The organism is Pantoea sp. 22096 (assembly GCF_052045955.1).
In the GTDB taxonomy this organism is placed as follows: domain Bacteria; phylum Pseudomonadota; class Gammaproteobacteria; order Enterobacterales; family Enterobacteriaceae; genus Pantoea; species Pantoea alfalfae.
On the sequence record NZ_JBQEPW010000001.1, the window covers coordinates 830,274 to 851,896 of the forward strand.

At 54.9% G+C, this 21,623-nt stretch carries 20 protein-coding genes; 10 read left to right on the forward strand and 10 right to left on the reverse strand.

Going from position 1 to position 21,623, the window contains the following annotated elements:
- Positions 1-119 precede the first annotated feature (119 nt).
- The 4 genes from ACTJKZ_RS03785 to htpX all read left to right on the forward strand — a co-directional run bounded on the left by ACTJKZ_RS03785 (position 120) and on the right by htpX (position 4,603).
- Positions 120-620 carry a GAF domain-containing protein gene (locus tag ACTJKZ_RS03785; RefSeq protein WP_161733077.1) on the forward strand — a complete coding sequence of 167 codons (501 nt, stop codon included), beginning with the start codon at positions 120-122 and terminating at the stop codon, positions 618-620.
- A 96-nt stretch (positions 621-716) separates the two neighbouring features.
- Positions 717-1,418 (forward strand): RNA chaperone ProQ, encoded by a 702-nt coding sequence (proQ, locus tag ACTJKZ_RS03790; RefSeq protein WP_440829265.1) that lies wholly within the window; start codon positions 717-719, stop codon positions 1,416-1,418.
- A 19-nt stretch (positions 1,419-1,437) separates the two neighbouring features.
- Positions 1,438-3,477 carry a carboxy terminal-processing peptidase gene (gene prc, locus ACTJKZ_RS03795; RefSeq protein ID WP_161733075.1) on the forward strand — a complete coding sequence of 680 codons (2,040 nt, stop codon included), beginning with the start codon at positions 1,438-1,440 and terminating at the stop codon, positions 3,475-3,477.
- Positions 3,478-3,721: 244 nt separating this feature from the next.
- Complete coding sequence (gene htpX / locus ACTJKZ_RS03800) at positions 3,722-4,603, forward strand: protease HtpX (RefSeq protein ID WP_161733073.1); 882 nt, start codon at positions 3,722-3,724, stop codon at positions 4,601-4,603.
- Between the two features lie 340 nt (positions 4,604-4,943).
- Here the strand turns inward: htpX and ACTJKZ_RS03805 are convergent, their stop codons facing one another.
- Positions 4,944-6,314 (reverse strand): MFS transporter, encoded by a 1,371-nt coding sequence (locus tag ACTJKZ_RS03805; RefSeq protein WP_440829266.1) that lies wholly within the window; start codon positions 6,312-6,314, stop codon positions 4,944-4,946.
- A 187-nt stretch (positions 6,315-6,501) separates the two neighbouring features.
- Here ACTJKZ_RS03805 and kdgR point away from each other — a divergent pair, with 187 nt between their 5' ends.
- Positions 6,502-7,293, forward strand: a complete 792-nt coding sequence (kdgR, locus tag ACTJKZ_RS03810; protein ID WP_222925382.1) for a DNA-binding transcriptional regulator KdgR — start codon at positions 6,502-6,504, stop codon at positions 7,291-7,293.
- 30 nt (positions 7,294-7,323) lie between these two features.
- Here kdgR and ACTJKZ_RS03815 read toward each other — a convergent pair whose 3' ends face one another.
- On the reverse strand, positions 7,324-7,560 hold the full coding sequence (locus ACTJKZ_RS03815; protein WP_253418854.1) for a YobH family protein: 237 nt from the start codon (positions 7,558-7,560) through the stop codon (positions 7,324-7,326).
- A gap of 204 nt (positions 7,561-7,764) precedes the next feature.
- On the opposite strand from ACTJKZ_RS03815, the gene ACTJKZ_RS03820 reads away from it, so the two are divergent.
- The 4 genes from ACTJKZ_RS03820 to rlmA all read left to right on the forward strand — a co-directional run bounded on the left by ACTJKZ_RS03820 (position 7,765) and on the right by rlmA (position 10,864).
- Positions 7,765-8,037, forward strand: a complete 273-nt coding sequence (locus ACTJKZ_RS03820) for a YebO family protein (protein WP_150014979.1) — start codon at positions 7,765-7,767, stop codon at positions 8,035-8,037.
- A gap of 18 nt (positions 8,038-8,055) precedes the next feature.
- Positions 8,056-9,060: an MBL fold metallo-hydrolase gene (locus ACTJKZ_RS03825; RefSeq protein WP_253418851.1), complete on the forward strand. Its 1,005-nt coding sequence runs from the start codon at positions 8,056-8,058 to the stop codon at positions 9,058-9,060.
- Between the two features lie 647 nt (positions 9,061-9,707).
- A complete protein-coding gene (gene cspE, locus ACTJKZ_RS03830; protein WP_003852684.1) occupies positions 9,708-9,917 on the forward strand; it encodes a transcription antiterminator/RNA stability regulator CspE in 210 nt (69 codons plus the stop codon).
- A gap of 137 nt (positions 9,918-10,054) precedes the next feature.
- Positions 10,055-10,864, forward strand: coding sequence for a 23S rRNA (guanine(745)-N(1))-methyltransferase (gene rlmA / locus ACTJKZ_RS03835; protein WP_161733063.1), 810 nt, complete (start codon positions 10,055-10,057; stop codon positions 10,862-10,864).
- Here rlmA and ACTJKZ_RS03840 read toward each other — a convergent pair.
- The 4 genes from ACTJKZ_RS03840 to manX form a co-directional block, all read right to left on the reverse strand.
- A complete protein-coding gene (locus ACTJKZ_RS03840) occupies positions 10,861-11,319 on the reverse strand; it encodes a DUF986 family protein (RefSeq protein ID WP_161733183.1) in 459 nt (152 codons plus the stop codon). The genes rlmA and ACTJKZ_RS03840 overlap by 4 nt on opposite strands.
- Before the next feature lie 91 nt (positions 11,320-11,410).
- Positions 11,411-12,256 (reverse strand): PTS mannose transporter subunit IID, encoded by an 846-nt coding sequence (locus tag ACTJKZ_RS03845; RefSeq protein WP_161733061.1) that lies wholly within the window; start codon positions 12,254-12,256, stop codon positions 11,411-11,413.
- Between the two features lie 15 nt (positions 12,257-12,271).
- Complete coding sequence (locus tag ACTJKZ_RS03850; RefSeq protein ID WP_033733019.1) at positions 12,272-13,072, reverse strand: PTS mannose/fructose/sorbose transporter subunit IIC; 801 nt, start codon at positions 13,070-13,072, stop codon at positions 12,272-12,274.
- Between the two features lie 63 nt (positions 13,073-13,135).
- Positions 13,136-14,098, reverse strand: a complete 963-nt coding sequence (gene manX, locus ACTJKZ_RS03855; RefSeq protein ID WP_440829267.1) for a PTS mannose transporter subunit IIAB — start codon at positions 14,096-14,098, stop codon at positions 13,136-13,138.
- A 509-nt stretch (positions 14,099-14,607) separates the two neighbouring features.
- On the opposite strand from manX, the gene ACTJKZ_RS03860 reads away from it, so the two are divergent.
- Entirely contained in the window at positions 14,608-16,200 is a 1,593-nt protein-coding gene (locus ACTJKZ_RS03860; RefSeq protein ID WP_161733057.1) for a TerC family protein, read from the forward strand.
- Positions 16,201-16,333: 133 nt separating this feature from the next.
- Here the strand turns inward: ACTJKZ_RS03860 and ACTJKZ_RS03865 are convergent, their stop codons facing one another.
- The 4 genes from ACTJKZ_RS03865 to pabB all read right to left on the reverse strand — a co-directional run bounded on the left by ACTJKZ_RS03865 (position 16,334) and on the right by pabB (position 21,600).
- Complete coding sequence (locus tag ACTJKZ_RS03865; RefSeq protein WP_440829268.1) at positions 16,334-17,896, reverse strand: EAL domain-containing protein; 1,563 nt, start codon at positions 17,894-17,896, stop codon at positions 16,334-16,336.
- A 224-nt stretch (positions 17,897-18,120) separates the two neighbouring features.
- A complete protein-coding gene (locus tag ACTJKZ_RS03870; RefSeq protein ID WP_161733053.1) occupies positions 18,121-19,485 on the reverse strand; it encodes an L-serine ammonia-lyase in 1,365 nt (454 codons plus the stop codon).
- Positions 19,486-19,673: 188 nt separating this feature from the next.
- The gene (locus ACTJKZ_RS03875; protein WP_161733051.1) at positions 19,674-20,237 is read right to left on the reverse strand and encodes a CoA pyrophosphatase; all 564 of its coding nucleotides are present in this window, start codon (positions 20,235-20,237) and stop codon (positions 19,674-19,676) included.
- On the reverse strand, positions 20,221-21,600 hold the full coding sequence (gene pabB, locus ACTJKZ_RS03880) for an aminodeoxychorismate synthase component 1 (protein WP_440829269.1): 1,380 nt from the start codon (positions 21,598-21,600) through the stop codon (positions 20,221-20,223). The genes ACTJKZ_RS03875 and pabB overlap by 17 nt, the downstream gene beginning before the upstream one ends.
- Positions 21,601-21,623: the final 23 nt, after the last annotated feature.

The following is a 21,623-nucleotide window of genomic DNA, read 5'->3' on the forward strand; positions in this document are numbered from 1 at the left end:
AATGCTAAGGGTATAGCAACTAACGCTATGATTCACCTTGTGGCTCTGTATATTTAAAACTTATTTTTAACGAACGGTCTCTATTGCCCCGTTCAGATGTCATTGGTAACGGTTAAATAATGAACAAAACTGCCTTTTACGCCGATTTGAATCGCGATATGCGCGCCTTGCTGGCGGGAGAAACGGCGTTCCTCGCCGCAATGGGAAACTTTAGCGCGCTGCTGTACGAACGTCTCGATGGCGTGAACTGGGCAGGTTTCTATCTGCTTACGGAAGCCGATACGCTGGTGCTTGGCCCGTTCCAGGGGAAAATCGCCTGTGTGCGCATTCCGGTCGGTAAAGGTGTGTGTGGCACGGCGCTGGCAGAAGAAAAAGTGCAACGAGTCGATGATGTGCATGCTTTCCCGGGCCATATCGCCTGTGACGCTGCCAGTAATGCTGAGATTGTGATTCCTCTGAAAGTGAATGGCACTGTGGTTGGGGTGCTGGACATCGATAGCGTGGAGTACAATCGCTTTGACAGCGACGACGAATCGGGGCTGGTCAAACTGACTGATGGGCTTTGTGAAGTGCTTGCGAACAGCGACTTAGAAAAATATCTGCAGCTGACGCGCAGCTAATCGACTGGATCACATGGCATTTAGCGATGTTGTCATTATAATGTCGCCTGTTCATGCCTGCGCTGGTCGGCAAACCCGTTGTAATCAGGAAATTTCATGGAAAATCAACCTAAGTTGAATAGCAGTAAAGAAGTCATCACTTTTCTGGCGGAGCGCTTTCCGCACTGCTTTAGCGCTGAAGGTGAAGCGCGTCCGCTCAAAATCGGTATCTTTCAGGATCTGGTCGAGCGTGTTCAGGGCGAAATGGGTCTGAGCAAAACACAGCTGCGTTCCGCGCTGCGTCTCTATACGTCAAGCTGGCGTTATCTGTACGGCATCAAAGCCGGTGCGATTCGTGTCGATCTCGACGGTAACGCCTGTGGCGTGCTGGATGAGCAACACGTTGAGCATGCACGTAAGCAACTGGAAGAAGCGAAAGCACGCGTCCAGGCGCAGCGTGACCAGCAGCGTGCTGCACGTCGTGAAGCGGGTGAAAGCGAAGAGGGCGCGGCACCGCGTCGTCCACGCAAGCCTGCGCCACGTAAGCCTGCAGAAGGCGATGCTGCGCGTAAACCACGTCCGCAGACGACTGCACCGCGTGCGACCGCCTCACAGCATCGCAAGCCAGACCCACGTCCGGAGCAGGAAGCCCAACCCATCACTGATACCTCAACTTTGCAACCCGGCCAGAGTATTAAAGTTAAAGCAGGCAAAAGTGCGATGGACGCTACCGTTCTTGAAGTATCAAAAGACGGCGTTCGGGTCCAGCTCGCTTCCGGCATGGCAATGATTGTGCGCGCAGAACACTTGCAGTTCTGAAACGGAGGCTAACCCCGGCATGAACACCCTTTTTAAAGTTGGACTTATTGCGGGCCTGCTCTTAGCAGGCCCAACCTTCGGCGCAGAGAATATTACCCGCGCCGATCAGATTCCCCAGCTTCACGAAGACCCGCAGGATCCGACGGTCAGTGAGCGCGTCACCTCGCGCTTTACCCGTTCCCACTACCGCCAGTTCGATCTGGATCAGAACTTTTCAGCGAAAATTTTTGATCGCTACCTGAACATGCTCGACTACAGCCACAATGTGCTGCTGGCGTCAGATGTGGCGCAGTTTGCCAGCAAAAAAACCACCGTCGGCGATGAGCTGCGCAGTGGCAAGCTGGATCTCTTTTACGATATTTATAATCTGGCGCAGAAACGCCGTTTTGAGCGCTATCAGTATGCGCTGACGGTGCTGGCGCGTCCGATGAATTTCAGCGGCAATGACACAATCGACATTGACCGCGCCAAAGCGCCCTGGCCGAAAGATCAGGCTGAACTCAATGCGCTCTGGGATGCCAAGGTCAAATATGACCAGCTGAGTCTGAAGCTGGCGGGCAAAGACGATAACGAGATCCGCGACGTTCTGACCAAGCGTTACAACTTTGCTATCCGTCGTCTGGCCCAGAGCAACGGTGAAGATGTTTTCCAGCTGGTGATGAACGCGTTCGCCCGCGAAATCGATCCGCACACCAGCTATCTGTCGCCGCGTAACACTGAGCAGTTCAACACCGAGATGAGCCTGTCACTGGAAGGCATCGGTGCGGTACTGCAGATGGATGATGACTACACCGTGATCAACTCGATGGTCGCAGGCGGCCCGGCCGCGAAGAGCAAAGCCATTACCGTTGGCGATCGCATCGTCGGTGTTGGTCAGCCAGGCAAGCCGATGGAAGATGTGATTGGCTGGCGTCTGGATGATGTCGTGGCAAAAATTAAAGGACCCAAGGGCAGCAAAGTGCGCCTGGAAGTTCTGCCCGCCGGTAAGGGTACTAAAACCCGTACTGTGACGCTGACGCGTGAGAAAATCCGTCTTGAAGATCGCGCGGTTAAACTGACCATCAAAAATGTCGGCAAGCAGAAAGTGGGCGTGCTCGATATTCCTGGTTTCTATGTCGGCCTCACCGACGACGTGAAAGTACAGCTGCAGAAACTGCAGAAACAGAACGTCGATAGCGTCGTGATCGATCTCCGTACCAACGGCGGCGGTGCGCTAACCGAAGCGGTCTCGCTTTCCGGCCTGTTTATCCCGAGTGGTCCGGTGGTGCAGGTTCGCGACAATAATGGTCGGGTGCGTGAAGACAGTGATAACGACGGCGTGGTCTACTACAAAGGTCCGCTGGTGGTGCTGGTCGATCGCTTCAGCGCCTCCGCCTCTGAGATCTTTGCTGCTGCGATGCAGGACTATGGTCGTGCAGTGATTGTCGGCGAGCCAACCTTTGGTAAAGGCACCGTTCAGCAGTATCGCTCGCTGAACCGCATTTACGATCAGATGCTGCGTCCGGAATGGCCAGCGTTAGGCTCCGTTTCTTATACGATCCAGAAGTTCTATCGCATTAACGGCGGCAGTACACAGCGTAAAGGCGTCACGCCGGATCTGCTGATGCCAACCGGCGTTGAAGCGGCTGAAACCGGTGAGAAATTTGAAGATAACGCGCTGCCGTGGGACAGCATCAAAGCGGCAACCTATACCAAAACCGGTGATGTTAAACCGCTGGTTGCGCAGCTGACGAAGCAGCATGCGGACCGTATCGCTCAGGATCGCGAGTTCCAGTACATCATGAAGGACATTGCCCGTTACAATGCTCTGAAAGATAAGCGCAACATCGTGTCACTCAATCTTGCTCAGCGCGAGAAAGAGAACCACGAAGATGATGCGTCACGACTGGAACGAATCAACGCGCGCTATCAGGCCGAAGGCAAAAAACCGCTGAAAAACCTGGATGAGCTGCCGAAAGATTATAAAGAGCCGGATCCCTATCTCGACGAGACGGTGAAGATCGCGAACGATCTTGCGCAACTGGAGAAATCCCAGCCAGAGGCGCCAGCGGCGAAATAATCCGCTGTTGCCAGAAAAAGCACCGCTCAGCGGTGCTTTTTTTTGTACTCAGAAAAGTTTCCAGTAAGCAATGATTAGCGCTGGTGAAGGTGCCTGAAGGCTGGGCTACTCATCAGGCGTGTCAGAATGTAAAGTTATGTCTTTTTAGGCACTTAAACGTTAAGGTCGCTTGAAAAGCCGCCCAATGCTCATAGGATATGTATCCGCGTATAGGCGCGTGAACTACTGAGGAAGATTAACAAAAATGATGCGTATTGCTCTTTTCCTGATGACCAACCTGGCTGTGATGTTGGTATTCGGGCTGATTCTCAGCCTGACAGGGATCCAGTCAAGCAGTGTTCAGGGCCTGATGATCATGGCAGGCCTGTTTGGCTTCGGCGGTGCGTTTGTTTCACTGCTGATGTCGAAGTGGATGGCGCTGCGTTCGGTTGGCGGTGAAGTGATTGAACAGCCACGCAATGAAACCGAGCGCTGGCTGGTGGATACCATTGGCCGTCAGGCCCAACAGGCGGGCATTGCGATGCCACAGGTCGCGATCTATCACGCACCTGATATCAATGCCTTTGCGACTGGTGCGCGTCGTAACGCCTCACTGGTGGCTGTCTCAACCGGTCTGTTGCAGAACATGAGCCGTGATGAGGCGGAAGCGGTGCTGGCGCACGAAGTGTCGCACATCGCCAACGGTGACATGATCACCATGACGCTGATCCAGGGTGTGGTGAACACCTTCGTGATTTTCGTTTCACGTATTCTGGCACAGATTGCGGCGGGCTTTATGTCCGGCAACCGTGATGGCGAAGAGAGCAGCAACGGCAATCCGTTGGTCTACTTTGCGGTGTCGATGGTGCTGGAGCTGGTATTTGGTATTCTTGCCAGCATCATCACCATGTGGTTCTCGCGTCATCGTGAGTTCCACGCCGATGCCGGTTCAGCGAAGCTGGTCGGTCGTGAGAAGATGATTGCGGCGTTGCAGCGCCTGAAAACCAGCTACGAACCACAGGAGCCGAGCAGCATGCTGGCATTCTGTATCAACGGTAAAGGTAAATCATTCAGCGAGCTGTTTATGTCGCATCCGCCGTTAGATAAGCGTATTGAAGCACTGCGCAGCGGTCAGTATCTGAAGTAGCGTTAAGCAGAGCAAAAAAGGCGACCCGCGGGTCGCCTTTTCTGTTTAGAAACCATAATCAGACTGCCTCTGACAGCAATATCTTAGCTCAACATGCAGGGAACCCGGGCAGAGGAGGAAAGCGTCCCGCGCCAGGACAAAAACGCCGGGAGCGTTTTTAAACAACGCAACCGTTGGACCGTTTACGGTCGCACCTCAGGGATGAGGTGCGCAATGGTGCGGGACGACCGTCATGGATGACAGAAGTCTTTCCGATCTGACCGGGTTCCCTGTGAAGGCCCGGCCTGACAGCGAATCGGCTCACCCTCTGCCAGGTGGGTCGCCTTTTCTGTTTCTGCCATCAGGCGCGGGTCTGCGTCATCCGCGACACACTGACCAGTGCGGCCACGGCGGCAAAGCTGCCCGCCAGCAGCAGCGAAACGTGCGTCCCACGTTCATTAAACAGATTAAACATCAGTGCGACCAGCGCGGCACCCATACTCTGTCCCAGCAGGCGCGCAGTACCCAGCATGCCGCTGGCACCGCCACTGCGATTACGTGGCGCGGAGGTGACAATCGTGTGGTTGTTGGGTGACTGGAACAGCCCGAAACCGGCACCGCACAGCATCATGCGCCAGATAATATCGCCATCATCCGGATTTACCGGCAGCCACGCGAGCAGGAACAGTCCCAGCGCGAACATCGCCAGTCCAATTCCACCCAACAGCCCGGCATGCACCCGTTCAATCAGGCGGCCGGCAATCGGCGCAAATACCATCGTTGCCAGCGGCCAGGGCGTCAGCAACAGACCGGTTGCCACCTCATTACGCTGCAGGACGTTCTGCAGAAAGAAGGGCAGTGAAACCATCGCCAGCATCTGGGCGCAGAACGAACAGACCGACGTCCCCATCGACAGGCTGAAAATCGGGATACGCAGCAGATCAACCGGCAGCAGCGGCACCGCCATGTTGAGCTGACGACGAATAAAGAACCAGCCAATGACCAGCAGCGCAATGACCTCGGAGAGCACCAGCAGATGACTCTGTCCCTGAGCAAAGCCGCTCAGCGCGGAGATGATCAGACCAAAGAACAGGGCATTCATGATCGCGCTGGGCACATCGAATTTTTGTGTTGTGGCTTTCTGCGGGTTATCAGGCAGCGTTCGCAGCGCCAGCCAGAGCGCAATGGCACCCAGCGGAACATTAATCAGAAACAGCCATTTCCAGCTGGCGACCGAGAGTATTGCTGCCGCTACCGTCGGCCCTGCCGCAGTTGACACCGCCACCACCAGCGAGTTGATCGCCATACCGCGTCCCAGATACCGCTGTGGATAGATAATGCGTATCAGCGCGGTATTCACACTCATCAGCGCCGCGCCGCCCAGGCCCTGCAGCACACGGGCAAAGGTCAGCATGGTTAGCGTGGTCGAAAAGGCGCAGAACAATGATGTCGCAATAAACAGTGCCAGGCCTGCCTGGTAGACGCGGCGGTAGCCCAGCATATCGCCCAGAAACGAGAGCGACAGCAGCGAGACGATAATCGCAATCTGATAAGCATTCACAATCCAGATCGACTGCGCCGGGCTGGCATTCAGCTCACGCGATATGGTCGGTAACGCGACATTGGCAATCGCGCCGTCTAACACCGCCATGGTCAGGCCCAGCACAATGGTAACGATGGCCATATAGCGCTGACGCGTGGGTAATCCATCCTGAGGAGGAGAGCGTGTCATAAGTTAATTACTAAAGAGGGTGAATATCATCATGCTAATGAAATAAGCGCGGAAAAGCAGCGTCCGGACGAATAAAAAACTGTCTTAAAATATGACTCAATGGTTAAAGCATTGCTGCCGACCTGTGCGTCACTCTATACTGACAGTCCGTTCCATTTTTTTTGAAACAGATTTAACAAGGTGCGCGATGTCCTCTGCTGAAAATGATAAACAGCCCGATTCCGTCTCTTCAGTGCTTAAAGTATTTGGCATTTTGCAGGCGCTGGGTGAAGAGCGCGATCACGGTATTACCGAGCTTGCGCAGCGCGTGATGATGTCAAAAAGCACCGTCTACCGTTTTCTGCAGACCATGAAGTCGCTGGGCTATGTCACGCAGGAAGGTGAAAGCGAGAAGTATTCACTGACGCTGAAGCTGTTTGAACTGGGTGCCAAAGCGCTACAGAACGTCGATTTAATCCGCAGCGCGGATGTGCAGATGCGCGAGCTGTCGCGTCTGACCAAAGAGACGATTCACCTTGGGGCGCTGGAAGAGGACAGTATTGTCTACATCCATAAAATCGACTCGCTTTACAATCTACGCATGTATTCGCGCATTGGCCGCCGCAACCCGCTGCATACCACCGCAATTGGTAAAGTCCTGCTCGCCTGGCGCGATCGCAGCGATGTTGAGGAAATTCTGCGGGATGTGGAGTTCAAACGCAGCACGGCCAATACGCTGCTGAGCGCGGAGGCGTTGATCACGACGCTGGATCAGGTCAGAGTGCAGGGTTATGGCGAAGATAATGAAGAGCAGGAAGAGGGGCTACGCTGCCTTGCCGTGCCAGTGTTTGATCGGTTTGGCGTAGTGATTGCGGGACTCAGTATCTCATTTCCCACCATTCGTTTTTCAGAAGATGCCCGGCAGGATTATGTGGCGATGTTGCATCGGGCGGCCCGCACGCTCTCAGCAGAAATGGGCTATCACGACTACCCATTCTGAACAAAGCGGGCCATCCGGCCCGCTTTATCACTAGTTATCGATCACTTCTCCGCTTTTCTTCAGCAACGGACAATCCGTCACGCCCACCACGCCACTGTCGGTATGCAGATACTGCGCGTTGATGACGCCGCGAGCGGTAAGATAGCTGCACTGCAGGCCAAGTCCGGCGGCATTTTTAGTACTGCCGGTTAACACGCCATAGCCGGTAAGCAGCATTGCCAGCCAGATCACCGCCAGCAGGCCTATTGTGCGAATAAACAGTTTCATTGTGTCTCCTTGTGAAAGATAACTCAGCGCGCCACCTGGTGCTGCCGGTTATGATGATACCAGCATGCCTCGCTTTTCTGACGGGATCGATCAGAGATAACTGAAACGGCAAATTCTGCATTGATGTATCTCCCATTATCTTTTGCGATGGCTACAGGTAGAATGAGCGGTTGTTTAATTTCCACTGAGTTTTACGAGGCAGTTATGAATGAGTTAGCCGCAAATTCGGGCCCCCTGGTCAGCTATGGCCTGCTGGTCATTATTTTGATTGTGGCGTTTATCGCCTGGTTCTTTGTAAACCGGGCCAGCGTGCGCGCGGGTGAGCAGATCCGTTTACTGGAATCCTTACTTGAAGAGCAGAAGAAACAGAATCAGCTGCTGCGCCGTCTGATTGAGATGCAGCCTGGGGCAGAAAGTAAAAAAACCGAAGACGATCGGGAAAAGCGCGACTTTATCCGGTTAATCCCGGAACGTTAATCACACCAGAGAGACGGAATGGCCTGGAAAAATCCGTGGTATGACAGCAGCAAAGCGCACCACACGCCCGAGGGATTTCGTAATCCTGAACCGGAACAGCGCAGGCCGGGTGACCTGAAACGCTGGCGCAGGGAGCGCAAAGCACTGGGGCTACCAATACCCCCACAACAGGGTTATGCGGCGTTCACCAGGCAATGGTGGCAGCCCGCGGATATCAGCGGCAGTGACGATCGTATCTGGTGGCTCGGACATGCTGCCGTACTGTTACGGCTTAAGGGACAATATATCCTGATCGATCCGGCACTCGGCTCACGCGCCTCGCCGCTGGCGTTTGCGGGGCCACAGCGTAAAACACCCGCACCCATCAGCATCGCTGATCTGCCACGGCTTGATGTCGTGCTGATTTCACACAACCATTACGACCATCTGGATAAACCGACGGTTAAAGCGATTATCCGGCATTTTCCGCAGGCGACCTTTATTGTGCCGCTGGGACTGGCGAAATGGTGCAGAGCGCAGGGCGTAAATCAGGTGCACCAGCTCGATTGGTGGCAGCAGGTAACGCTCGGTAATCTCTGTTTTGATGCGGTGCCAGCCCGTCACTGGAGTATGCGAACCCCATGCGATCGCAACCGTTCACTCTGGTGCGGTTGGGTCGTACGCTCTGCCTCACTGCGTTTCTGGTTTTCTGGCGACAGTGGCTACAGTGACCGCCTGCAGGAGATTCCGGCCCGGCTTGGCCCGTTCAGCGTGACTGCGTTACCGATTGGCGCGTATGCACCTAAATGGTTCATGGCAAGCCAGCACATGGATCCCGATCAGGCGGTGGCGTTATGGCAGGCAGCAGGCAGGCCATTGACGCTGCCTATTCACTGGGGCGTGTTTGAACTGGCCGATGAGTCGCTGGATGCGCCACCACAGGAACTGGCGAATGCGCTACAGCGGGCAGACGAACATAATGGCCGCTTCGCCCCCTGGCGAATAGGCGAAGGTCGCAGTCTGAATAATTTCAGCCAGGAATAATCCTAAAGCCTCCGGTGTAAATAAAAGACGGAGGTTTTTATCAGACATCAATTTTTCAAATCAAAAGTTAAATTCTTAATAAGTAAAATCCGCATCCCTGCTTTTATTTGGAGCAAGGCTAATGGCTGGCTCCTGCTTTTGGTGCAAAAAAAGCGTTATTTGTACTAAATAAAAGGCGCTGTACAGGATTGACGTCAGATTTTGGATATCTACAACCGTTACCGCTTCGCTTATTCATTTCGCCATTGCCATATTTGTGAAATATTAATTTCTTATGGTATCCATCGGGTTATGCCTGGCAACACAGGCAGGAGCGCGCGCTGGCCGCGCATGGACTTTATTCTCAGACACATTTGTAGACCCCGCGGAACAGGCAATGTGAGCCTTCTGGCAAATATGTGCGCAGGCGCGTCAGGGCTTTAAAAATGGCTTGCCATTATTTTTGGGATATGTGATAACAATTCGTGGGTTAAACGAGGTACAGTTCTGTTTATGCATGGCATCTTCAGTAAAGAAGTACGAGTAAAGACGTTGACGTTGAATACCGCTTCCTTGCCGAACCTTAATTAGTGCCTCATGCAGTAATGTCTCTGGTTTTTCTGTAAGACAGCTTTCGGGCTAAATAAACATCTAAAGGAATTTGCAAAATGGCAAAGATTAAAGGTCAGGTTAAGTGGTTCAACGAGTCTAAAGGTTTTGGTTTTATCACTCCTGCTGACGGCAGCAAAGATGTGTTCGTACACTTCTCTGCTATTCAGGGCAACGGTTTTAAAACCCTGGCTGAAGGCCAGAGCGTTGAGTTCGAAATTCAGGACGGCCAGAAAGGCCCGGCAGCTGTTAACGTCACTGCTATCTGATTCGACTCCGCCTCGGTGCATTGCACCCTGACACGGAATCTTAAAGCCCTGGCTCTACAGCCGGGGCTTTCTTTATGCTTCCGATGCGGAAACGTTAAGGTTACACTGCGCCGCGTTATCTGATGCCGGAGCACCTGATGTCCCTGACTTGCCCTCTTTGTCACTCTCCATTGACCTTTACCGACCGCAGCTGGTGCTGCGAAAACCGCCATCAGTTCGATCAGGCAAAAGAAGGGTATGTCAATCTGCTGCCCGTTCAGCATAAACGGTCACGTGAACCGGGTGACAGTGCAGAGATGATGCAGGCACGACGGGAATTTCTTGAGGCAGGCTATTATCAGCCGCTGCGTGAGCAGGTAGTCAACCTGCTTGCGCCGGTGCTGAATCAGCCAGAGTGTAAAATCCTGGATATCGGCTGCGGTGAAGGGTACTACACCGCAGCACTGGCAGAGGCGGCAGGCGAAGAGGCCCAGATTTATGGGCTGGATGTCGCCCGAATGGCCATCCGGCTGGCAGCAAAGCGTTACCCTGCGGTGCGCTTCTGCGTCGCCTCCAGCCAGCGCTTACCCTTTGCCGATCACTCACTGGATGCGATTGTACGCATCTACGCACCCTGCAACGAAGCGGAACTGGCCCGTGTGCTGAAGCCGGGTGGCCTGGTGCTGACGGTTACCCCAGGCCCGCACCATCTGCAACAGTTCAAAGCGCTGATTTACCGCGAAGTGCAGCTGCATGTGCCAGAGCAGAAAGATTATCCCGGCTTCCGGCAGGTAGCGCAGCATGCCCTGCGCTACCCGATGGCATTAACCGGCGCAGCCGCCACAACCCTGCTGCAGATGACGCCTTTTGCCTGGCGGGCACGTGAAGACGTCTGGCAAACGCTGCAGCAGAGTGAGCTGTTCGGTTGCGATGCGGATTTTACCCTGACAATGTGGCAGCGCGACTAGCGCGCGTCGACCAGCGTATTGTAGATGCGCTCCAGGTCGTCGAGCTGCTGCACGGCAATCAGCAGACGGCGCTGTTCCAGCTGAATGACCAGAATGCCATCCTCAGAAAGATTCATGCCCTGAATCCGCCGGTAATCGATCCAGACGCCGGCGTAAAACAATCCCTCATTCTTCATCAGCAGCGTGGGTTTGCGCAGCCAGAAGAGCCAGAACGCCATAAAACTCAGCACCATCAGCAGTGAGGTGGTGAGCTGCGGGCCATGATGACTGACATTGTTCCACAGCAAAATCAGCAGCAGGCCGATGAAAATCAGACTGTCGAGTTTATGCTGCCTGCGCAGTGTTACCCGTAGGCGGGTCGGCCCGTGCCGACGTGGCAGAATAGCCTCATGGTAAACGGCAAATCCCATCAGGACGGCGACACAACACGCAATCAACGCGTCAGTTAAAGACATCACTTCTACCTCAAACAGGGTGAGCTCAGCCGGTTGTGGCTCAGCTCACCACGCTTAAAAGCCGGGAGCAGAGGCTCCCGGCAGGATGAAATTACAGACCGAGCAGGCCGATCCAGTAACCAAAGATACCGATGGCAAAGAAGCCGACGATAATCCATAGCGCATTCACTTTACGGCGTAACAGCCACATACACCCAAAGGTCAGCAGCAGTGGCACAATGCCTGGCATCAGCTGATCGAGGATCGACTGTACCGTGGTAACAGTGGTTTTGCCGGTAGAGTCAGTAATGCGCGACACCACCAGCGGGATGTTGACGTGCGTCCACTTGTTGACCAGCGCCCCCATGACAAACAGCCCCAGAATCGAGGCGCCCTCCGTGAGCTTCTGCAGAAAACCGCCGCCCATGTCGCTAACGATGTCGATCCCTTTGCGATAGCCATACGCCACGCCGTAGTAGCGGGTCAGCAGACGAGCCAGGTTAAACAGTATAAAGAACAGCAGGGGACCCAGCAGACTGCCGCTCATGGCGATACCGGCACCCAGTGCGGCAAACACCGGACGTACCGTACCCCAGAAGATCGGGTCGCCAACACCGGCCAGCGGTCCCATCAGCCCGACTTTCAGGCCGTTAATCGCACCGTCGTCGATAGGTGCGCCGTTGGCACGCTGCTCTTCCATCGCCATGGTGACGCCCAGTACCGGTGCGGCGACATAGGGATGGGTATTGAAAAACTCCAGATGACGTTTTATCGCCTGCCTGCGCTCATCGTTATTCTCAGGATAGAGACGGCGGATGACCGGCACCATTGAGAAGCAGAAGCCCAGCGCCTGCATACGCTCAAAGTTCCATGAACCCTGGAAAAGGTTAGAGCGCAGAAAGACGGCGCGGACATCACCGGGGGTCAGTTTCTTTTCAACTTTCGTCATATCAACCATGTGATCACCTGTTCCTTAATCGAGTTCGTTATCAAGATCGTTTGCGGTTGCAGCACCTGTGGGTGCTCCCGCCACACGGTTGTATTTCGGGCTGAGCTGAATATAGAGCACTGCCATAACCACGCCAATCACGCCCAGCGCCACCAGGTTAAAGTTGGTGAACGCTGCGGTTACAAAGCCGAGGTAGAAGAACGGCATCAGATAGCCTGCGCGCATCATGTTGATGACCATCGCGTAACCGACCACCACAATCATGCCACCGGCGATATTCAGGCCATTGGTGACCACTTCAGGAATAGAACTCAGCAACGCATGAACGGCACTGGTGCCGACAGAAATCGCCACAATCAGCGCCGGGATGGCGATACGCATTGCCTGTAACAGCAGGGCAGAGACATGAATCCAGGAGATGGCCGTAAGATTGCCTTTCTCGGCGGCTTTATCAGCCGCGTGCTGGAAGGCCACGGTCAGCGTACGCACGATAATGGTCAGCACCTGTCCGGCAGCAGCCAGCGGAATCGCCAGCGCGATACCGGCACCCACACTCTGACCACCAGCGATGACCAGGATTGTCGAGATGATAGAGGCGAGGGCGGCATCAGGAGCAACCGCTGCACCGATGTTCATCCAGCCCAGCGCAATCATCTCCAGCGTACCGCCGATGATAATACCGGTTTTCATATCACCCAGTACGATACCAATCAGCGTACAGGCGACAAGCGGACGGTGAAACTGGAACTCATCCAGAATTGACCCCATACCGGCAATACAGGCGACAATAAAAATCAAAATAATTTGTAGCGAGGTTATTTCCATCATACTTCTTGTCCTCAGCAGGTTAATCAGGAGCCCGGAAACGCAGGCGCAGAAGTGCTTCTGTTACGCGTTTACTTTCGCAATCAGATCCATCATTTTCAGTTTTTGATCGCTGGAAACTTTACGCACTTCCAGTTCAATATTACGTTCATTGAGTTTGCGGAATGCGGCAATATCTTTCTCATCAACCGAGACCGCATTATTGACCTGGGTTTTCCCCTGGCGGAACGCCATACCACCGATGTTGACCGTTTTAATATCGACACCCTGTTCAACTACGCGCAGGACATCGGTAGGGTTGGTAAACAGCAGCATGACGCGATCCTGACCATACTTCGGGTTGTTCCATACCCGGACCATTTTGTCGACATCCACCACATGAGCCGTCACGCCGGGCGGCGCGACCTGCGTCAACAGGGTTTTGCGCACATGATCGTTGGCCACTTTATCGCTGACCACAATAATACGCTGAACGTTTGTCTCTTTAGTCCAGCGCGTCGCGACCTGCCCATGAATCAGACGATCATCAATGCGCGCCAGCCCGATCTTCATGTGATCCCCGGGGGCCATCGGCTTAGCTGGTTGCGCCGCCGCGGCCGGTTTCTCAGCAGCCGGTGTCGGTGCTTCTTCTTTGGCTTTCAGGGCTTTGACCCCTTCACGACCGGTCTCCACCGCCACGGCGACCAGTTCGTCAAATCCGGGATCGTCATCGCGCGCCATCAGCGTTTCAACCAGCATCGGAATATTGACCCCGGCAATAACCTCATAGTGTGGCTTGTCGACAACAATGCGGCTGGCCGCATTGAACGGGCTGCCGCCCCAGGTATCGACCAGAAAAAGAACCCCTTTACTGGTATCCAGTTCTGCCAGTCGTGCCTGATATTTTTCAATCAGCGTTTCTGCATTTTCACCGGGGACAAAATCTATCCAGCCGATATTCTCCTGCTCGCCTAAGAGCATTTCTGCTGTTTTCAGCAGTTGTTCCGCTGCCCAGCCGTGTGTACCAATTACAATCGCAATGGTCACGTGCTACCTCCGTTCGCTAGAGATGCTCATCTGAGTAAATGAACTGTATTGAGACATGTTTTGATTATCCGTTTAACCCGGTCATTCGACTTTCTGATATAGCGTCGAAAAAACAGGGGTTAACTTCATCAAGGCGGTAAAGTCGCGATTTATTTTAGTGATCGAAAAAATAAATTATGTGATGTCCGTCAGCTATTCACCCCGTGAAGTGGCGCTTTACCTTTTTTATGCGCCCGATCATCCCTTACAGAGATTGTAAAAATAAGAAAATTTTTTGACGCAATTTGCCGACCTGATACATTAACGTTCTGTTTATTGCTCAGGAGTAACGGGCTTCAGCCCACCTTTATGGATCGTCACCGACGTCGCTTAATCTGTTCTTTGCGCCTGCTGGCGCGTCACCCTTCGCCTCACGGCGTTTTCACCGCTTTCCCGACTACCCGGATGTCACGCTTCGCTGCGCTGACAGGCACCGGCTCGATCTGTTCCCTGTTCTGGAGTCATAAATAATGGAATTTTTATTCGACCCCTCAATCTGGGCGGGTTTACTGACGCTTATCGTGCTGGAAATCGTACTGGGTATCGATAACCTGGTGTTTATTGCCATCCTGGCCGACAAACTGCCGCCAAAGCAGCGTGATAAAGCACGCCTGATCGGCCTGTCGCTGGCGCTGGTGATGCGGCTGGGTTTGCTGTCGCTGATCTCCTGGATCGTCACGCTGACAACGCCTCTCTTCAGCGTAGGCGGTTTCAGCTTTTCCGGACGAGATTTAATCCTGCTGTTCGGTGGTTTCTTTCTGTTGTTTAAAGCGACCATGGAGCTACACGAGAGGCTGGAGAACCGTCAGCTTGATGGTTCCGCAAATCGCGGATACGCCAGTTTCTGGGCAGTGGTACTGCAGATTGTGGTGCTGGACGCGGTCTTCTCGCTGGATGCGGTGATTACCGCCGTAGGTATGGTGAATCACCTGCCGGTGATGATGACCGCCGTGGTGATTGCCATGGGGGTGATGCTGCTGGCGTCTAAACCGTTAACCAACTTTGTTAACGCGCATCCGACCGTAGTGGTGCTCTGTCTGAGCTTCCTGTTAATGATCGGTCTGTCGCTGGTGGCAGAAGGCTTTGGTTTCCATATTCCTAAAGGCTACCTCTATGCGGCGATTGGCTTCTCAATTCTGATTGAGCTGTTCAACCAGATTGCACGTCGTAACTTTATTCGCCATCAGTCAAATCGTCCAATGCGTGAGCGTACCGCAGAGGCCATTCTGCGCCTGATGGGCGGCCGTAATCGTGCGCTGGCGTCCAGCAATGGCAATAGCAGCGGTAACACCAGCACCAGTGAAGAGTCTGCGCTGACGGAAGCGATGCCGCAGGAAGCGTTTAAAGATGAAGAGCGTTACATGATTAATGGTGTGCTGACCCTGGCTTCCCGCTCGATTCGCAGCATTATGACGCCGCGCGGTGATATCTCCTGGGTCGATGCGAATCGTCCGGTGGATGAGATTCGCGGTCAGCTGCTGGATACGCCTCACAGCCTGTTCCCGGTCTGCCGGGGTGAACTGGATGAAATTGTTGGCGTGGTGCGCGCCAAAGAGCTGCTGGTGGCGCTGGAGCAGGGTGTTGATGTGGCGACCTTCGCGGCGAATACACCGACCATTGTGGTGCCGGAGACGCTGGATCCGATCAACCTGCTTGGCGTGCTGCGTCGTGCTAAAGGCAGCTTCGTGATCGTCACCAATGAGTTTGGCGTGGTGCAGGGTTTGATTACGCCGCTGGACGTGCTGGAAGCGATTGCGGGTGAATTCCCGGATGAAGACGAAACGCCTGATATTGTTGCAGATGGCGATGGCTGGTTAGTGAAAGGCGGAACCGATCTGCACTCGCTGCAGCAGTTACTCGACTTCCATGAGCTGGTCGATCCGACAGAAGATCACGCCTCGCTGGCGGGCCTGCTGATTGAACAGAAAGGGCAGTTACCGCTTCCTGGCGAGGTGATTGATATTACGCCGCTGCACTTCCAGATTATCGAAGCGACGGATTACCGTATCGATCTGGTGCGTGTCACCAAAGATAAACCGCATGACGAAGAGGAAGAGGGTTAACGCTTCCCGTTGTTGCTGAGGCGCTGCCGGTATTACCGGCCGCGCTGAATCTCTCTGACAGCCGCTGCTGAAACGCCGCGGCTGTTTTTTTGTGGGGAAGTCGTATAAGGGCGGAACGGCGCTGACGCGGCAGTTAACGGTGCGTATCAGCCTGATGCAGCGTCAGCCAGGCTGGAAAATCTTCCAGCGGCATCGGGCGGGCAAAATAGTAGCCCTGCAGATGATCCACACCGCGTTCGCGCAGATAAGCTGCCTGTTCAGCCGTCTCTACCCCTTCGGCGACCAGACTGATATTCAGGCGCTGGGCCAGCGAAATCACCATATCCGTTACCGTGGCGTTAATGGCATCCGTACCGATGGCCGCTGTGAAAATCTTGTCGATTTTGAGCACGTCTGGCTGTAAATCTTTCAGGTAGGAGAGCGAGCTGTGACCGGTGCCAAAGTCATCAATCGCCAGCCGGACGCCAATGTCGTGCAGTTGTGCAATCACCGACTGATCGACGACCGGCAGGGCATCCCGTTCAGTGAGTTCCACCACCAGTTGCGGCACCGGACTGGCAGGCCACCACAGGTTCTGCAAATCTTCCAGAATGGCGCGGTCGCGGAAATGACTGGCGGCCACATTGATGGCGATATGAAAGGCGGGATCATTGGGCAACTGAGGCAGCTGCCTTACTACCTCGTTCAGCACAAAGCGCGTCAGCGGCTTGATCAGGTTCTGGCGCTCGGCCAGCGGAATAAAGACATCCGGTGCGATCCAGCCCTGTCGGGCGTTATGCCAGCGCAGCAGTAATTCTATCCCGTCACACCCGCCGCTTTTGCTGTTGATCAGCGGCTGACAATAGACCATAAACTCACGGGCCGTAATGCCATAACTGATTTGCCAGCTGAGGCTCATGCGATTTGCCGTCGCAAGCCAGATAATATAGCCCATCAGCAGGCTCAGCAGCAGCGCCAGCGGCAGCTGTGAGGGAAGTGTCGCCAGCGCCAGCCGTGTCGGCGAAGGGCCATAGAGGGTAAGGGTAAACGGGTAGCGCAGCGAGCCCTGCTCGTAGCTCACTTCGTCATCTGCCGGCACCGTTGGCTGTATCAGCGGATTGCCATATTCCAGGCTCTCACCATTGACGTTAAACACGGCGCGTTCCACCCAGGGCAGTTGGGGTTCCAGCAGATAATTGCTCATCATTTCAATGTTGATGACCTGCAATATTCCCGACCGGTTATCCAGACTTTTTGGCGTCCATAGCAGTAAGACCGGCGAGCCTTTCAGCAGATACTGGTCGGTTGACAGGGTCATACGCTGGCTGTTGAAGGCAAGGTCAGGATAAGTCTGGCTGAAAGGGATATTGCGCGAGCCGTAAATACTGGAGCAGTAAAGCATGTCGTTTTCGACCAGTAGAATGGCACGAACCGTCTGCAGTGATGAAATTTTTTCGACGAGCGGAAAACGCACGTCCTGACAGGGAACGCCTACCAGCCCCAGCGTATTATTGGCTGAAACCTCCAGCGGTGAAAACATCCTGTCAAACCGCATAATCGCTTTGTCGGCAAAAGCCATCGCCTGCTGTTCAATACGTGACTTCTCTTCGATATAGCGAAAGGCCAGCGTTAATATCAGCATTACGGTGGCGATTGACAGGGCGATCAGCAAACGCTTGCGCCTGAATTGTCCAACAAATTGCTGGGCCATAAACATCAGTATCCACCTTCCCAAAAAGCCAGAAAAAAGCAAAAAATACGGGGTTAGTATCGGCACGGCCAGATCAATATTGAGGCCGGAATGCAGAAAAGCGGGTCTGGAAAGCTGCGCAGACCGGACGGCTGCGCGGAAAACACTCTACCGTTTAAACCTGCGCTGAGATAGCGCAGGATGCGGATTTTATTACGTTTGCATGTTATTTAAACGATTAAACGTTTCGCTTAGTCACACTGAACTTTAATCGCCAGACCGCCACGGGAAGTTTCACGGTATTTCGCGTTCATATCCTTGCCGGTCTCATACATGGTCTCAATAACCTTATCCAGCGAGACGCGGGGTTCACTGGTGCGACGGAGTGCCATACGCGCCGCGTTAATGGCTTTTACCGAGGCGATAGCATTACGTTCAATGCAGGGAACCTGAACCTGACCGGCCACGGGGTCACAGGTCAGTCCAAGGTTATGCTCCATGCCGATTTCAGCGGCGACGCACACCTGCTCCGGGCTACCGCCCAGCAGCTCTGCCAGACCAGCGGCCGCCATCGAACAGGCGACACCCACTTCACCCTGGCAGCCCACTTCCGCGCCTGAAATAGAGGCGTTCATTTTGTACAGCACGCCTATAGCGCCAGAGGCGAGGAAATAGCGCAGGAAAATATCGGGCGTCACCGGCTCGATAAAGTGATCGTAGTAAGCCAGCACTGCAGGCACGATACCGCAGGCACCGTTCGTCGGCGCGGTCACCACACGGCCACCCGCGGCGTTCTCTTCGTTGACCGCCAGGGCATACATATTGATCCAGTCGATAACAATCATCGGATCGCTGGAGTGCTTGGTGGAGGAGGTCAGCAGGCGACGCAGGGAGGCGGCTCGACGGGGTACGCGCAGCGGTCCGGGCAACACGCCTTCAGTATTCAGACCGCGATCAATACAGGCCTGCATGGTCTGCCAGATGTGGGTGAAATAGGCATGAATCTCGTCGCGGCTATGCAGTGCCAGCTCATTTTTCATCACCAGACCCGACAGCGACAGACCGGTTTCGCGGCAGTGCGCCAGCAGATCTTTGGCGGAGTGGAACGGCCAGGGCACAGAGACTTCATCCAGTGCCGACTGACCGAAGTGCTCTTCATCCACAATAAATCCGCCGCCCACAGAGTAGTAGGTTTTCGACAGGATCAGCAGGTCGCCCGCGAATGCCAGCAGGCGCAGGCCATTTTCATGCAGTGAGAGGTTCTCACTGCGGAACACCATGCCGCCTTCACGCGGGAAATCGACTTCATGCGCGCCTTTCGCCAGCAGCAGTCGCTCACGCTGTTCGACATCTTTAATGAAAGCGGGGATCGCATCGATATCCACCGTGTCCGGCGATTCGCCCGCCAGACCCATAATAATGGCGATATCCGTGTGGTGGCCTTTACCGGTCAGAGACAGAGAACCGTAAACATCCACGGCGATCCGGGTGACCTCCTGCAGCTTTTCCTGTTCGCACAGCAAATCCACAAATTGTTTACCCGCTTTCATCGGGCCGACAGTATGCGAACTCGAGGGGCCAATGCCCACTTTGAACATGTCGAAAACACTAATCACAGGTGACACTCCTCACATTTATTCTCAGTCTGCCGGGGCAGTTTATGGCGCCCATAGTAATGGTCATGCACCGGAAAAGAGCAGCTTTTCGCATGAAATAAACTTATCAAAACAGATAGAAAAAATTATAGCGCAGCCCGGCAGTTCGCTGATGGGCTGGAAGGGAATAAAAAAGAGGAAGAAAGGTCTCAGAAGGCGATCTGCGTACTCAGTGAACGGATAATTCCTGCTGTCATGCCCCACACCAGATAATCCTGATAGCGCGACAGCCAGACCGGATGGCGTACACCCGCCCGATGCACCTCCAGCGCGCTGTAGCGGCTGAGCTGCAAAGCCTCGGCCAGTGGCATCTCGAAGGCACTGCTCACCTCATCCGGATTAATCGTTAAGCGCAGGTCGGCCGGAATAATGCCCAGCACGGGTGTCACCTGAAAGCCGGTGCTGCTGGTGACAGCGGGCAGCGCGCCTAATATCTCGACCTGATGTGGATCGATACCGACCTCTTCCTGCGCTTCACGCAGGGCGGTGGCGATCAGCGAGGCGTCGGTGTCATCCTGCATCCCGCCGGGAAAGGCGACCTGTCCGGCGTGTTTGCGCAGGGCGTGCGAGCGCTGCGTCAGCAACAGACCCGGTTCATGGCGGGCTATAATCGGCACCAGCACCGCGGCATGACGTCCGGAGAGACGCTGCGTGCTGCGGGCCGGCTGCTGCAGCAGAAAACGGCTGCGAAAAACCTCAAGCGTCAGTGCCAACTGAACCTCCTGTCTGTTCCAGTGCCGGTAAAATCCGGCTGACTTTATCGAGCGTTTCCTGATATTCCGCTTCAGCATCGCTGTCTGCTACCAGGCCGCCACCCGCGGCACAGTAAAGCTGTTGGCCTTCGGCGATCAGCGTGCGGATCGTGATACTGGTGTCCATCCGGCCACACAGGCTGAGATAGCCGATACTGCCGCACCAGGCATTGCGCCGCTGCGGCTCCAGCTCATCAATAATCTCCATCGCCCGAATTTTGGGCGCACCGGTTATCGAGCCGCCCGGAAAACAGGCGCGCAGCACATCGGTGGCCTGCAGGGTGTCAGGCAACTGTGCGCGCACCGTGCTCACCAGATGATGGACGGCGGGGAAGGGTTCAACCACAAACAGTTCAGGCACCGTGACCGAGCCGGGCTGCGCCACGCGGCCAATATCGTTGCGCAGCAAATCGACAATCATCAGGTTTTCAGCCCGATCTTTCTCCGCATGGCGCAGTGCCTCAGCCTGTTGCGCATCGGCAATCGGATCGGCACAGCGTGGCCGGGTACCTTTAATCGGTCGGGTTTCAATCTGGTTTTGATTCAGCGACAGAAAGCGCTCCGGCGACAGGCTGAGAATCGCACTTTCCGGCAGGCGCAGAAACGCGCTGAACGGCGCCCGGTTAGCCGCGTTAAGCAGAGTAAACGCCTGCCACTCATCACCCTGATAACCGGCCTGAAAACGCTGCGCCAGGTTAACCTGATAACAGTCACCGGCCTGAATATAGGCCTGAACCGCGGCAAAGCGTGCGGCGTAATCGGCATAGCTCAGATTGGAGCGCCAGCGGCTGGTCAGTGAAAAGGGCACGATTTCACGCGCGGGCCACTGCGCCAGCCAGGCGGCGCGCGCTTCAGCGTTCTTCAACGCCACCAGCGTCAGGGTTTGCTGATGATGATCGGCAATCAAGGCCCAGTCATAGATCCCCACCGCCATGTCCGGCGTGGTGAGATCGGCTGTGGCTTTTTGGGGCAGTGACTCAAACCGGCGGCCCAGGTCATAACCAAACAGGCCCAGCGCACCGCCCTGAAACGGCAAAGCCTCACTGGCTGTGGGTCTGATGCCCAGCGCATCACACTGCTGCTGCACCAGCAGCAAGGGATCCGCGGTCGATTCGGTGGTGCCGGTCGTGTCGCTGATGGTCGTGATCGGCCCGCGGGTCACCAGGGTGACGCGGGGATCGGCGGTCAGAATGTCGAAGCGGTTGTCGCTGTGGCTGGCCTGCGCGGAGGAGAGCAGCATCGCCCACGGCAGATGGGCAAGGGTGGCAAAACGCTGTGTCAGCGCATCCGGGGTATAATCAAGCGTGAGGGTTTCAACAATCATCAGGCAGACAAATCAGAAAGCAA

Coding starts and splice junctions, on each gene's coding strand:
- prc (WP_161733075.1), top strand. CDS start 1,438: ATGAACACCCTTTTTAAAGTTGGACTTATTGCGGGCCTGCTCTTAGCA.
- htpX (WP_161733073.1), top strand. CDS start 3,722: ATGATGCGTATTGCTCTTTTCCTGATGACCAACCTGGCTGTGATGTTG.
- ACTJKZ_RS03860 (WP_161733057.1), top strand. CDS start 14,608: ATGGAATTTTTATTCGACCCCTCAATCTGGGCGGGTTTACTGACGCTT.
- ACTJKZ_RS03825 (WP_253418851.1), top strand. CDS start 8,056: ATGGCCTGGAAAAATCCGTGGTATGACAGCAGCAAAGCGCACCACACG.
- ACTJKZ_RS03840 (WP_161733183.1), bottom strand. CDS start 11,319: ATGTCTTTAACTGACGCGTTGATTGCGTGTTGTGTCGCCGTCCTGATG.
- kdgR (WP_222925382.1), top strand. CDS start 6,502: ATGTCCTCTGCTGAAAATGATAAACAGCCCGATTCCGTCTCTTCAGTG.
- proQ (WP_440829265.1), top strand. CDS start 717: ATGGAAAATCAACCTAAGTTGAATAGCAGTAAAGAAGTCATCACTTTT.
- pabB (WP_440829269.1), bottom strand. CDS start 21,600: ATGATTGTTGAAACCCTCACGCTTGATTATACCCCGGATGCGCTGACA.
- ACTJKZ_RS03815 (WP_253418854.1), bottom strand. CDS start 7,560: ATGAAACTGTTTATTCGCACAATAGGCCTGCTGGCGGTGATCTGGCTG.
- ACTJKZ_RS03785 (WP_161733077.1), top strand. CDS start 120: ATGAACAAAACTGCCTTTTACGCCGATTTGAATCGCGATATGCGCGCC.
- cspE (WP_003852684.1), top strand. CDS start 9,708: ATGGCAAAGATTAAAGGTCAGGTTAAGTGGTTCAACGAGTCTAAAGGT.
- ACTJKZ_RS03850 (WP_033733019.1), bottom strand. CDS start 13,072: ATGGAAATAACCTCGCTACAAATTATTTTGATTTTTATTGTCGCCTGT.
- ACTJKZ_RS03820 (WP_150014979.1), top strand. CDS start 7,765: ATGAATGAGTTAGCCGCAAATTCGGGCCCCCTGGTCAGCTATGGCCTG.
- ACTJKZ_RS03805 (WP_440829266.1), bottom strand. CDS start 6,314: ATGACACGCTCTCCTCCTCAGGATGGATTACCCACGCGTCAGCGCTAT.
- ACTJKZ_RS03865 (WP_440829268.1), bottom strand. CDS start 17,896: ATGTTTATGGCCCAGCAATTTGTTGGACAATTCAGGCGCAAGCGTTTG.
- ACTJKZ_RS03845 (WP_161733061.1), bottom strand. CDS start 12,256: ATGGTTGATATGACGAAAGTTGAAAAGAAACTGACCCCCGGTGATGTC.
- rlmA (WP_161733063.1), top strand. CDS start 10,055: ATGTCCCTGACTTGCCCTCTTTGTCACTCTCCATTGACCTTTACCGAC.